Annotated in this window: 15 protein-coding genes; 10 read left to right on the top strand and 5 right to left on the bottom strand. The window is 33.5% G+C overall.

The annotated features are described in order from the left end of the window. The first annotated feature begins 117 nt into the window (after positions 1-117). The 3 genes from glf to LPB88_RS05080 are packed head-to-tail and all read left to right on the top strand — an operon-like array spanning position 118 to position 2549. A complete protein-coding gene (glf, locus tag LPB88_RS05090; RefSeq protein WP_230713117.1) occupies positions 118-1230 on the top strand; it encodes a UDP-galactopyranose mutase in 1113 nt (370 codons plus the stop codon). Continuing rightward, positions 1223-1987, top strand: coding sequence for a DUF4422 domain-containing protein (locus LPB88_RS05085; protein ID WP_230713115.1), 765 nt, complete (start codon positions 1223-1225; stop codon positions 1985-1987). Before glf ends, LPB88_RS05085 begins: the two co-directional genes overlap by 8 nt. A 1-nt stretch (position 1988) precedes the next feature. Further along, positions 1989-2549, top strand: a complete 561-nt coding sequence (locus tag LPB88_RS05080; protein ID WP_230713114.1) for an L-threonylcarbamoyladenylate synthase — start codon at positions 1989-1991, stop codon at positions 2547-2549. Between the two features lie 119 nt (positions 2550-2668). Here the strand turns inward: LPB88_RS05080 and LPB88_RS05075 are convergent, their stop codons facing one another. Then, on the bottom strand, positions 2669-3793 hold the full coding sequence (locus LPB88_RS05075) for a cysteine desulfurase family protein (protein WP_230713112.1): 1125 nt from the start codon (positions 3791-3793) through the stop codon (positions 2669-2671). 86 nt (positions 3794-3879) lie between these two features. Here LPB88_RS05075 and LPB88_RS05070 point away from each other — a divergent pair, with 86 nt between their 5' ends. Beyond that, complete coding sequence (locus LPB88_RS05070) at positions 3880-4845, top strand: hypothetical protein (protein WP_230713110.1); 966 nt, start codon at positions 3880-3882, stop codon at positions 4843-4845. 142 nt (positions 4846-4987) lie between these two features. Here LPB88_RS05070 and LPB88_RS05065 read toward each other — a convergent pair whose 3' ends face one another. Together LPB88_RS05065 and LPB88_RS05060 are read right to left on the bottom strand one after the other, a co-directional pair. Next, positions 4988-5539, bottom strand: a complete 552-nt coding sequence (locus LPB88_RS05065) for a Smr/MutS family protein (protein ID WP_230713108.1) — start codon at positions 5537-5539, stop codon at positions 4988-4990. Then, the gene (locus tag LPB88_RS05060; protein ID WP_230713106.1) at positions 5529-5714 is read right to left on the bottom strand and encodes a hypothetical protein; all 186 of its coding nucleotides are present in this window, start codon (positions 5712-5714) and stop codon (positions 5529-5531) included. Before LPB88_RS05060 ends, LPB88_RS05065 begins: the two co-directional genes overlap by 11 nt. A 123-nt stretch (positions 5715-5837) precedes the next feature. Between LPB88_RS05060 and LPB88_RS05055 the strand changes: the two genes are divergently transcribed. Next, the gene (locus tag LPB88_RS05055; protein ID WP_230713494.1) at positions 5838-6104 is read left to right on the top strand and encodes a DUF2752 domain-containing protein; all 267 of its coding nucleotides are present in this window, start codon (positions 5838-5840) and stop codon (positions 6102-6104) included. A gap of 26 nt (positions 6105-6130) precedes the next feature. Here LPB88_RS05055 and LPB88_RS05050 read toward each other — a convergent pair whose 3' ends face one another. Beyond that, a complete protein-coding gene (locus tag LPB88_RS05050) occupies positions 6131-6832 on the bottom strand; it encodes a DUF1003 domain-containing protein (RefSeq protein WP_230713104.1) in 702 nt (233 codons plus the stop codon). Between the two features lie 190 nt (positions 6833-7022). On the opposite strand from LPB88_RS05050, the gene LPB88_RS05045 reads away from it, so the two are divergent. Both LPB88_RS05045 and cysM read left to right on the top strand, forming a co-directional pair. Then, on the top strand, positions 7023-7814 hold the full coding sequence (locus LPB88_RS05045; protein ID WP_230713102.1) for a serine acetyltransferase: 792 nt from the start codon (positions 7023-7025) through the stop codon (positions 7812-7814). A 1-nt stretch (position 7815) separates the two neighbouring features. Next, positions 7816-8703, top strand: coding sequence for a cysteine synthase CysM (cysM, locus tag LPB88_RS05040; protein ID WP_230713100.1), 888 nt, complete (start codon positions 7816-7818; stop codon positions 8701-8703). 151 nt (positions 8704-8854) lie between these two features. On the opposite strand, the gene LPB88_RS05035 is transcribed toward cysM, so the two are convergent. Further along, positions 8855-9736 (bottom strand): sensor histidine kinase KdpD, encoded by an 882-nt coding sequence (locus tag LPB88_RS05035; RefSeq protein ID WP_230713098.1) that lies wholly within the window; start codon positions 9734-9736, stop codon positions 8855-8857. 333 nt (positions 9737-10069) lie between these two features. On the opposite strand from LPB88_RS05035, the gene rlmD reads away from it, so the two are divergent. The 3 genes from rlmD to LPB88_RS05020 are packed head-to-tail and all read left to right on the top strand — an operon-like array spanning position 10070 to position 12870. Further along, positions 10070-11482, top strand: coding sequence for a 23S rRNA (uracil(1939)-C(5))-methyltransferase RlmD (rlmD, locus tag LPB88_RS05030; protein WP_230713096.1), 1413 nt, complete (start codon positions 10070-10072; stop codon positions 11480-11482). A 13-nt stretch (positions 11483-11495) separates the two neighbouring features. Next, positions 11496-12062 carry a DUF6452 family protein gene (locus LPB88_RS05025; RefSeq protein WP_230713094.1) on the top strand — a complete coding sequence of 189 codons (567 nt, stop codon included), beginning with the start codon at positions 11496-11498 and terminating at the stop codon, positions 12060-12062. Further along, entirely contained in the window at positions 12034-12870 is an 837-nt protein-coding gene (locus tag LPB88_RS05020; RefSeq protein WP_230713092.1) for a DUF6048 family protein, read from the top strand. Before LPB88_RS05025 ends, LPB88_RS05020 begins: the two co-directional genes overlap by 29 nt. The last annotated feature ends 48 nt before the right edge of the window (positions 12871-12918 follow it).

Below are 12918 nucleotides of genomic sequence, written 5' to 3'. Positions count from 1 at the left end.
ACATTCTTTTATTTCATACTACATTCCTGTCATTTCGGGAATATCTTACATTTTTCGTGTCATTGATGCTTTTACAAAATCTGTTGCATTTTATTAATTAATATCTATTTTTACGCCATGAAAAAGCAATATGATTATTTAATAATTGGATCGGGACTCTTTGGAAGTGTTTTCACATATGAGGCAACAAAAGCAGGTAAAAAATGTCTGGTTATTGACAAAAGAGAACATACCGGAGGAAATGTATATTGTGAAAATATTGAAGGAATTAATGTTCATAAATACGGTGCTCACATATTTCATACAAACGATAAAGGATTGTGGGATTATGTAAATCAATTTGTTGAATTTAATAATTTTACCAATTCTCCAATGGCATTAGCAAAAGGAAAATTATACAATTTACCTTTTAACATGAATACTTTTTATCAGCTTTGGGGCACAAAAACACCTCAGGAAGCGAAAGCAAAGATTGATGAACAAATAGCCATTTATGGTGTTGAAAACCCACAAAATCTCGAAGAACAGGCTTTAAGTCTTGTTGGAAAAGACATTTACGATAATTTCATTAAAGAATATACCGAAAAACAGTGGGGAAGAAAAGCTACTGAATTACCGGCTTTTATTATCAAGAGACTTCCGGTTAGGTTTACTTTTGATAATAATTATTTTAACGATAAATATCAGGGAATCCCAATTGGCGGATACAATAAACTAATCGAAGGTTTACTTGAAGGTATTGAAGTGGTTACCAACACTGATTATTTTTCGGACAGGGAAAAATTTAATGCCCTTGCTGATAAGATTGTTTATTCTGGAAAAATCGATGAATATTTCGATTATAAATTAGGGGTTTTAGAATACAGATCGCTTCATTTTGAAAACGAAGTTCTGGATACAGACAATTTTCAAGGAAATGCTGTCGTTAATTATAATGATGCCAGTTATGATTTTACCAGAATAATCGAGCATAAACATTTTGAATTTGGCAAACAAAGCAAAACGGTTATTACTAAAGAATATCCGCAGGAATGGAATCCGTCAAATGAAGCTTTTTATCCTATAAATGATGATAAAAACCAAGCGCTGTTTGAAGAATACAAAGAACTATCTCTAAAAGAAGAAAATGTAATATTTGGAGGAAGATTATCTGAATACAAATATTATGATATGCATCAGGTAATTGCTATGGCCTTAACAAGAACTAAAAAAGAATTTAAAAATGATTAAAATTTTTGTTGTTACTCATAAAGAAGATCCTTTATTAGCAAATGAAGTACTCGTTCCTATTCAGGTTGGAACAAATGAGCCTATTACGGCAACTATTTTAAGAGACAATACGCTTGACAATATCTCTGCAAAAAATGGTAATTATTGCGAATTAACAGCCGCATACTGGATTTGGAAAAACGTAAAAGATGCTGATTATGTAGGTATTTGTCATTATAGAAGATATTTAAACTTTTATAGTGATTGGTATAATTTGAAACCTTCTGCACAGAAGAAAATCAAAACTGAGGATTTTAAAAATACCAAATTATACAATACTTCTTCTGAAAAATTAGAGAAAAAAATAGCTTCTGTTCTTTCAGAATATGATGTAATTATGTGTAAACCATACACATTCAAAGATACTACTTTGACCCAAAACTATTGTGACGATCATCGTCTTGAAGATTGGGATTTGACTAAAAAGATAATTTTGGAGAAATATCCGGAATATAAAGATAGCATTGTTTCGTTTTTAGATGAAGGAACGACATTTCATATTGGGAACATGATGATTTCCTCTAAAGAGAAATTTGATGCCTACTACAGCTGGTTATTCTCAATTCTTTTTGAACTTGAATCCAGAATTACAATTCCAGAAGATGCTTATCAAGCCAGAATTTTTGGCTTTATTTCAGAGAGATTGATTAACCTTTATATGTACCACAACAAATTTAAAATTAAAGGAGTTCCGTCATATAAAATAATAGATTTATAAAATGAACGAGGAAATAATCAACGCTTACGAAGTCATAAAAGAGGGCGGAATCATTCTGTACCCTACTGATACCGTATGGGGAATTGGCTGTGACGCCACAAATCCAGAAGCTGTTGCCAAAATATATAAATTAAAACAACGTGCCGAAACGCAAAGCATGATTGTATTGATGAATGGCGAAAAAATGATGTATAATGTCTTCAAAAACATTCCTGAAGTTGCGTGGCAAATTTTAGATTTATCTGAAAACCCAACTACTTTAATTCTAGATGAACCCAGAAATGTAGCAAAAAACATTATTGCAGCAGATAATTCGCTTGGAGTTCGAATCGTAAAAGAGCCTTTTTGTTTTAAACTATTAGAGCGAATGAAAAAACCATTGGTTTCAACTTCGGCTAATATCTCGGGGCAACCCACACCTATCGCTTTCAAGGATATAAATCCGGAAATCATAAAAGGTGTCGATTATGTAGTAAAACTAAATCAGGATAAAGTTGCTGGAAAACCTTCGACAATTATAAAGTTGACAAACGATTCACAAGTAAAAGTGATCCGCAAATAATTTACTTCGACTTCGCTCAGTCTGACAAAAGATTTCATTGTCTTTCTGAGCGAAGTCGAAGAATATTTTAAAAAAAGCTTAGTGACTTAGCTGCTTAGAACCTTAGCAACTAAAAAAAGCTAAACAGTTTTCAAACTCTCAATCAGCCAATCAATATCTTCTTTGGTATTGTAATGACTAAATGAAATTCGGAGATTTGGCAATTTCAAATCAGTCTCTGATAACATTTCTTTTAGCACATGTGATGGCTTTATACTTCCGGATTGGCATGCACTTCCTCTTGAAACTGCAATTCCTTTCATATCCAAACTAAACAAAAGCATCGAAGTTTTATCTGCTGAAAAAGGTAAAATGATATTGATAATATTATAAAAATCATCCTTTTTTCCGTTGATTCTAAAGCCCGGAAAATGAATTTCCAATTGCTCAATCAAATACATTTTTAAATCAGTAATGTATTTTCTTTCCTGATCTAAATTTTCATAAGAAAGTGATAAGGCTTTTGCCATTCCTGCAATTTGATGAACCGCTTCAGTCCCTGCGCGAAGTCCTTTTTCTTGTTCTCCACCAAAAATTAAAGGCTGTAAACCGGAATTTTTTCGAACAAAAGCAAAACCAACTCCTTTTGGCCCATGAAATTTATGTGCACTTGCTATTATAAAGTCAACTGGTGTTTGCTGTAAATCGATTTCTGTTTTCCCTATAGATTGTACCGTATCCGAATGAAATAAGACGCCATATTGTTTGCAAATAACTCCAACTCTATCTAAATCTAAAATAGTTCCGGTTTCGTTATTTACATGCATTAAACTAACGATTGTCTTTTTTTCTTCTGATAATAAATTCGACAAATGAGTCAAATCAATACTTCCGTCAGGATTAATATTAACATAATCGACCTGAGTATTATAGTCGAATTGCAATACCAGCGCCGTATGCAAAACGGCGTGATGCTCAATTTTTGTAGTAATGATTCTCTCGACTTTAAGGTCTTCAACCGCCGAGCGAAGAATCCAGTTATCCGCTTCAGTTCCTCCTGAAGTAAAAATAATTTCCTGTGCAGAGCAATTTAAATACTTTGCAATACTTTTTCTTGAAAGTTCTAAAACAGTTTTTCCATTTCGTCCAAAGCTATGTGTAGAAGACGGATTACCAAAATCTTCTGTCATAACTTTAGTCATTTCCTGAATAACTTCAGGGCGCATAGCCGTTGTAGAGGCGTTGTCGAGATATACTTTTTTCATCGCTGCAAAGTTATGAAATATCAATTATGAAATCTTAAATATCATTTGCGAAATTTTTCACTATTTTTGACCCAAATAAATTTACGATGAAAAAATATGCATGCCTTCTCTTATTTGCGCTACTTTTAAATGGTTGCGATGATGGCGATTTAACAGTTGATTCTATAGATTTTGATAAAGTTACTGCTACAAGCTGTGACACAACAAACACTTTACTTTATAAACTTAAAGACAGAGAATCATTATTATTGCAATTAGCTCCAAACAGCCTTATAAACAACCCAACACCAGAAGGTCTACCAGTAACTTACGACATTAAGGACGACAGTCAGTATCGTGTTGTTTACAGAGCCTATGACGGTACAGTTGGAGTACCAAATATTTGCGGTATAATCCCTCCAAAAACACCAAATGTTATCGAAGAATGGCTAGGAACTGGTGGGAAAATAGAAATAACTACTACGCAAATTACCTCCGCTCCAAGTGAAGTAGACGGTAGTACCCGAGTTACAGGTTATAACCATAACATTGTTTTTAAAAATATAACTTTTTCAAAACCTTCGGGACCACAAGTTGAGCAAGAATACATTTTTGGAGATTATAAAATTACGATAACACCTACTCCTTTAACTTTTGCGAAACCGGAGGAAGCTGGAGAATGTCCACTTTTAAATCAAGTTTATAACTACAATGCTGCATTTTACATCATGCTTCAAAACTTTGATCAAAGTCTGTTTAAAAACGAAGCGACTCCAGCCGGGCAACCAAGAATAGGAACTATAAGTGCAACACAAAACAACGTAGTCTATCGTACCCTTACCGGTGTTGCTTTAAATAAAGATTATTTCTGTCAGGCTATCGCTCCAACAAATCCTGCCGTAAAAGAAACCTGGAACGGTTCAAGCGGAACAGTTGAAGTTACAACGCAAATCGCCGGAACCATAGTTCAGCACACCATTGTAATAAAAAATGTAACGCTTGTAAAAGGAAACAGCAGCTTCAAATTAGGTAATAATTTTGCATTAGGAACTGTAACTAAATCGACGAATTAGGGCTTTAAAGACAATTTTAAAACCAATTTAATTCCTACAAAAAAACGTCCGTTTTTCAAAACCGATTTAATTAAAAATCAGAAAGAAAAACGGACGTTTTTTTTTGCTTAAAAATAAACAACTCTAGCCTCGAAAAACAACTTTATTTATTGTTTTGCCTAAAATAAACTTCGGTGGCACCTAAGCCATATTTTTGATAATTGGCATCCTGAAAATCTATTCCGTCATAACGACCCAATAAAAAATCAAGTTCGGCTTTTAAAATTCCCTCGCCAACACCGTGAATAAAAACAATTTTTGGAATGCGATTTCTAATTGCAAATTCTATGTGTCTTTTTGCCGTTTCGGTCTGTAAAGTCAAGATATCATAATTTGACATTCCGCGTTTGTTTGGAACCAGTTTTTCGATGTGTAAATCAAATTCGGGAGCCGGAATTTCGCGTTTATCTTTCTTTTCTTTTACAAAACTTCTTGGTTTTGGCTCTGTTTTCTCTTTTGTAATCTCATCTAAATTAATTCTTTTAATAGAATTCATTAAATTACTGGAATCGTGAATTTTAAGCAATTCGTTGACAAAAAACGTCATCGTAAATCCGTCTTCTGTTTCTATTAAAACTTCGTTATTTTTAACCGAAACTACCGTTCCGTTTATGGCTTCGTCTAAGACTGAAACCTTATCTCCTTTAGTTAACATCCTGCTCCTCTTTATCTTGATTTTTACTTGGTGTTTTTGCGCTCAGCTGCATCATTCCAAACATGAAAACTGCAATTGCAATTACCGTGATATAGACATTCTTTTCTGCCGAAACCTGCTCGTATAACGCAACCGAAATGGCAAGAATCATTATTATAATTTTAATCGCTTTCATATTTTAAAGTATAAGAGTTCAAAAGTATAAAACTTTAAAATAGCAGTTCACTCCTTTTGACATGTTATCAAATATTTTTTTGTAAAATTGTAAAAAATAATCGACTTGAATTTAGAGAAATATATGATCCCCTGCCTGTTCAAAACATTCTTCGGAGTTGAGTGTTTGGGATGTGGTTTTCAGCGCGCTTTATTCTTACTTTTTCAAGGCGAATTTTCGGCCGCTTTTCAGATGTATCCGGCGCTTTATTCTACCCTTATCTTTTTCGCTTTTGTCGCTTTGTATTTTTTAGATAAATCGAGAAACTACAAAAAAATCGTTTGGAATATCGCATTCATAAATCTCGTTTTTATGCTTGGTGGATACTATTATAAACACTTCTATCTTTAATTTTTTTCATTCAAAAATTGCTCAAATTATTTCTTAATCTGGTTCAAAATATCATTCATCATTTCGATTTGCACTTTTTGAATTTCGATTAATTCCTGTTGTTGATGCATAATCATGTGATCAATTTTATCGTGAATCATTCTTATTTCTAATTCAGATTTCAGGTTAATCATATAATCTTTTTTGGCTCTGTTTCTGTCTTTTTCTTCCTGACGATTTTGGCTCATCATAATTACCGGAGCTTGCAATGCGGCGATACAGGATAAAATCAAATTCAATAAAATAAACGGATATGGATCAAAACCTTTATTAACCAAAATATAAACATTAGCACTAATCCAAATGACTATGAAAGCTAAAAACGAAATAATAAACGTCCAGCTTCCGCCAAAATCTGCCACCTGATCTGCTATTTTCTGTCCAAAGCTTCTGGTTTCCTGCTCATCTTCTGCAATAGTCACAATTGATCTGTCTTCTTTTAGAGATGTAATAACACTTTTTTCAAGATCAGAAAGCGTACCTATTTCGGTAGACAAATAATTCGAAACATATTTTTGGCGATATTCATTTAACTCCTTAACCGCAATACAATCGTCTTCGCAAAAAGAAGGATGATCCTTGATAATTAGTCCTAAAATTGGATCATGTATCGATTTTCCATAAATTTTCTGACTTTCGGGAAATTCAAGATTAGAAATAGCGCTTTTAAAAGTTGAATTATTTTTCATTTTTATAAATTTTACTGGCTAATTTACGCATTTAACTTCTTAAGAATCATATAAAATAATCGCTTTTATCATTCTTTTTTTTATCACAAATAGAATTTGCTATGCAAAATTTCTTTAGTTAATTCGTGCCCTTATTTACAAAAAACGCCTTACTTTTAACGTTTTAAATTATCCACTCAATTTTACAATTGTGACAAAAGACAGTATCATACAAAATATAAAAGCTCTAAAAAGCCATTCAAACATTAATTACGGAATCAAAACCAAAACAGAAGATTTTACCGAAAAGCTTTTCTACACTCTTTTTGATTCAAATGCAGCTTTAGACGAGAGCATTGACGAACTCGAAATCCGCTTTAAAGAGATTGCCGTTCTGGCCTGCAAAAAACCTCAGAACTTATGCGAATCTATTTGGGACCGATTCCTCGAAAAATTACCCAGCGTCTTAGAAAAACTAAATGATGATGCTTCCTATATTTTAGAGAATGACCCTGCATCAAATAGTATCGACGAGGTTTATTTGGCATATCCCGGTTTCTACGCCATCGCTATTTACAGATTAAGTCATGAACTTTATAATCTGGATTTGTTATTATTCTCAAGATTAATGAGCGAATATGCGCATCGAATTACCGGAACTGATATTCATGCCGGTGCTCAAATTGCATCGCCGTTTTTTATCGATCACGCAACCGGAATTGTTATTGGTCAAACGACCGTTATCAAAAAACATGTTAAAATCTACCAAGGTGTAACTCTGGGAGCATTAAGCGTAAGCAAGGAAATGAAAAACGCCAAAAGACATCCAACAGTAGAAGCAAATGTTTGCATTTATGCCAATGCAACTATTTTGGGAGGCGAAACCGTTATTGGCAAAAATAGTATTGTGGGAGGAAATGCATGGATTACCAAATCGATTCCCGAAGATTCTATCGTTCTAAACACTACTACAACTGAAGTTAAAATAAAAGAAAAAAAATAAAATGGGTCCACAGAAATTGCTTAACCTAATTGGAAATACTCCTTTGATGGAAACTGTCAATTTGGTTAAAAATAAAAACGTAAAACTTTTACTAAAGCTCGAAGGAAATAATCCCGGCGGAAGTGTAAAAGACAGAGCCGCATACAATATGATTGCTTCGGCTCTTGAAAGAGGCGATATTAAAAAAGGAGACAAACTAATTGAAGCAACAAGTGGCAACACCGGAATTGCTCTTGCGATGATTGCTCAATTGTTTCAAATAGAAATAGAATTGGTTTTACCCGAAGATTCTACAAAAGAACGCACTCAAACAATGCGTGCTTATGGCGCTACAGTGATTTTAACGCCTGCTAGCGAAGGAATTATTGGTTCAAGGGATTATGCCGACAAAAAAGTGGCAGAAGGCGGTTATTTGATGCTAAATCAGTTTGCAAATGAGGACAACTGGAAAGCACATTATAAAACTACCGGTCCTGAAATCTGGAATGATACTGACGGAACCGTTACACACTTTGTTTCGGCAATGGGAACTACGGGAACGATCATTGGAACTTCGACTTATTTAAAAGAAAAAAATCCGGCAATTCAAATCATTGGAGCGCAGCCAAGCGACGGATCTCAAATTCCGGGAATTCGTAAATGGCCACAGGAATATTTACCGAAGATTTTTGATGCTTCAAAAGTAGATACCGTAATTGATGTTAGCGAAGAAGAAGCTCGTGCAATGACTAAAAGATTAGCGCTTGAAGAAGGCGTTTTTGCAGGAATGAGCAGCGGAGGTTCTGTTGCCGTAGCGTTAAAAATTGCCGAACAATTGGAATCAGGTGTAATCGTAGCGGTTATCTGCGATCGTGGTGATCGTTATCTTTCTTCTGATTTATTTGATTGAGAAATCTAGGTACAAAGGTTCAAAGCTACAAAGGTTCAAAGTTTTACAGACTGACTACAAAACCTTTATATTCTAAAAAAGACGCACTACTGTGCGTCTCAACAGAAAACCTTTGTCACTCTGAACCTTTGCATCTTTGTACCTTTTTTAATCAATAATTAATATCAAACTCAATTTTAAATTCAGCTCCTTTGTTTTTTCCTTCGCTGATGGCGGTTAATTTACCTTTGTTTCTTTCGATAATTTTCTTGCACAAATACAACCCAATTCCGGTTGATAATTCATTGGCAGTTCCTAATCGGCTCATTTTGGTAAATTTCTTAAACAATTCATCAATCTGAGTTTTATCAAAACCAATTCCTTTATCTATAACACTTATAACCAAATTCGAATTTTGAAGATATATTCTAACTTTAATTTCGCTGTCAAAATAAGAGAACTTAATTGCATTGCTGACTAAATTAACCAAAACCTGAACCAATAAACCTTCATCTATTTTAAGTTTTGCTTCGACCAGTTCTAAGCTTAAAGTCAGTTTAATATTTTTATCAATTAAACGCTGCTCAACCTGCTCGTTTATAAAAGGTAAAATATTAGGAAATATAATTGTTTTTGGATCCTGATTTACTTTTACAACCTGATCCTGTTCCTTGAGAAGTTTTATGAAATTTTCGATGTATCGGAATTGCAAATTAGTCGATTCACAAATTAATTCCGCCAAATGCTTAATCGAATCTGATGGATTTTCGCTTAAAATTAACTTTGCCAAACCTTGCGGGTTACCAGCGAAATTTTTCAAATCATGAGAAAGCATGTAAATCAAATCCTGTTTTTCATTTATAAAACTTTCAGATTCATAGATTGATTCCTGAATATTACACATCAATAATCCCGCTTCATCTGTATATTCTGTTGGTAAAACCGATAATTGTCTGTTATTTCTATAATCATCCAGAGATTTAGATGCTAAAGAAATAGGCTTAATTAATTGATTTAAAACCAAAAGCGTCACTAAAGTTGCTAATAAAGTCATTATTAAAGCAAAAATTATAATTGAAATTGGAGAAATAGAGTGATTTGAAAAAAGTACGAAAAACAATATACCAATTAAGGGGATATGGATACCTATGAAAGCAACAAATAGAAATTTGAACACATAACTTTTTCTTAGAAAGCCTATTTGCGAAAGATTATGATACAACTTCATAAAATAATAACAATACTATAGGTTAAAAATGCAGCATTTGGGCTTATTGCTATTAACAAAGTTAGCTTTTAAACTCGATAAAACTAGTATTTTAAAGAAATTGATAAAATATTTTGAAATTTAAATTTATAAAAGTTTACAAACCCTTATTTTTGCGCTATGGGAAGAAAAAATACAGACAAAGTTGTCTTTCATCAAATTCAGGTTCTTGATGCTGGAGCAAAGGGAGTGTCAGTGGCTAAGGCTCCTGACGGAAAAGTAATCTTTATTCCGAATGTTGTTCCGGGTGATGTAGTTGACGTACAAACTTTCAAAAAAAGAAAAGCCTATTATGAAGGCAAAGCCGTAAAATTTCACGAATTTTCAGAACATCGTATAGAACCAATATGCGAGCATTTTGGAGTTTGTGGAGGATGTAAATGGCAAAATATGAAATACAGCCAACAGTTGTATTATAAACAAAATGAGGTAAAAAATCATTTGCAACGCATAGGAAAGGTTGAACTTCCTGAATTTGAAGATATTTTAGGTTCAGAAAAACAGTTTTTCTATAGAAACAAAATGGAATTTTCGTTTTCTAACAGCCGTTGGTTAACCGAAAAGGAAATTGAAAGCACAGAAGATTTAGGAAACAGAAACGCCTTAGGATTTCACATTCCGAAGATGTGGGATAAAATTCTTGACATCAACAAATGTCATTTACAAGAAGATCCTTCAAACGCGATCAGAAACGAGATCAGAGATTTTGCAAACGAGCATAATTTAGCATTCTTTAATCCTAGAGAACAATCTGGTTTATTGAGAACTTTTATGATCCGTACGGCTTCAACCGGAGAAATCATGGTTTTGATTCAGTTTTTCGAAAATGACAAAAAAAATCGTGAACTTATTTTAGATCATCTTTACGAGAAGTTTCCACAAATTACTTCATTGCAATATGTCGTAAATTCAAAACAAAACGATACTATTTACGATCAGAATATCAAACTATATAAAGGTAGAGATTATATTCTGGAAGAAATGGAAGGTTTAAAATTCAGCATCAATGCTAAATCTTTTTACCAAACCAATTCTGACCAAGCGTATGAATTATACAAAATAACACGCGACTTTGCCGGACTTTCTGGTAATGAAACTGTTTATGATTTATATACAGGAACAGGAACTATTGCACAATTCGTTTCTAAAAAAGCGAAAAAAGTAATTGGTGTAGAAAGTGTTCCCGAAGCGATTTTAGACGCTAAAGCAAATGCTGAACGCAATAATATAACTAATTGTGAGTTTTTTGTAGGAGACATGAAAGTGGTATTTAACGAAAGTTTTATCGCTCAACATGGAAAACCTGATGTTATTATCACAGATCCGCCTCGTGACGGAATGCACAAAGACGTTATTGATCAAATCTTGAAAATTGCTCCTAAAAAAGTAGTTTATGTAAGTTGTAATTCAGCAACACAAGCTCGTGATTTGGCTCTAATGGATGAAAAATACAAAGTTACACGTGTGCGTCCGGTCGATATGTTTCCGCAAACGCATCATGTTGAAAATGTTGTACTTTTAGAACTTCGATAACAAAAAACTATAAATGAAAAAAATAGTAGCTTTTTTATTGCTCTTTACTTTTGGCTTATCAAGCTGCGAGAAAGATGATATTTGCGATCCAACTACTCCTACTACTCCGCGATTGGTAATATCATTTTTTGATAATGCTGATGCAAGTTTACCTAGAAAAGTAACCAATTTAAAAGTAGTTGGAAAAGATAAGGATGGTAATGATTTGGCTGAGGGAATTGTTTTTAACGAAACTAGTACAACAGATACTAAGTATTATGCAAATGGTACTTCAATTTCAATTCCGTTAAAAACAAATGAAAACACTACCACTTATAGTTTTATTTATAATGCTGCAAGTACAGATCCCACTTTGATTAATAAAGATGTAATACGATTTGACTATACACATCAGGACTTATATGTATCAAGAGCATGTGGCTATAAAACTACTTTTACATTAAATCCTTTTGTTGCCGATCCAGTATCACAGCCTTTTATATATAGCCCGGGAGTAGATGGACCTTGGATAAGAGTCATTAACGTAGAAAAATATAACATTGAATCTGAAAATGAGACACACATTAAAATATACTTTTAGTTTTTGCTTATTGTTTTCAATGTTTTTGGTTCAAGCCCAGGAAACGCCGACTACTACAGCAACAAAAGAAATTGTTCCCGAAAAGCCAAAAGCAAAACCCAAAGCTGAAACTGCTAAACCGGCAATTCAGGAAACAAAAAAAGATTCCGTTCCTAAAACAGATCGTTATGGTTTGCGTGTGGGTGTCGATTTATATAAACTGACTCGTGGACTTTATGATAAAGATTATAAAGGTGTTGAATTTGTGGGAGATTTTCGCTTGACGAAAAAATACTATCTGGCAGCCGAACTTGGTTATGAAGACAAAACAACTGACGACGACAGACTAAACTCAACCACAAACGGAACTTATATAAAAGGAGGTTTTGACTATAATATGTACCAAAACTGGCTTGACATGGAAAACCTGATTACGATAGGTTTAAGAGGTGGTTTTAGCTCGTTTAGCCAACAAATAAACAGTTATAAAATCTATAATCCTAATCCGTATTGGGGAGAACAGCCTGCGATTGTGTCCGGCGAAAAATTCAACGGTTTAACAGCCGGATGGCTTGAAGTTGCGATGGGAATAAAAGCCAAGGTATTTAATAACATATTTGTAGGTTTTGGTGTTCAGCTAAAACTTTTAGTTATGAATAACAAACCAAGCGGCTTTGACAATCTTTACATTCCTGGTTTTAACAGAACTTATGATGGAAATTTTGGAGTAGGTTTTAATTACACAGTTTCTTACTTTATACCTTTATACAAGAAAAAAGTAATTGTACCTGAAATCGATACTAAAAAAGAAACTTCTAAAAAACAGTAGTTTTCTTAATATAAAAAAAGAGCCCCGAATTTAGATATTCGGGGCTCT

It is taken from the genome of Flavobacterium sp. JAS (genome assembly GCF_020991455.1).
GTDB lineage: Bacteria > Bacteroidota > Bacteroidia > Flavobacteriales > Flavobacteriaceae > Flavobacterium.
Note: the sequence above shows the minus strand (reverse complement) of the source record. Positions and strands in the feature narration are given on the sequence as shown.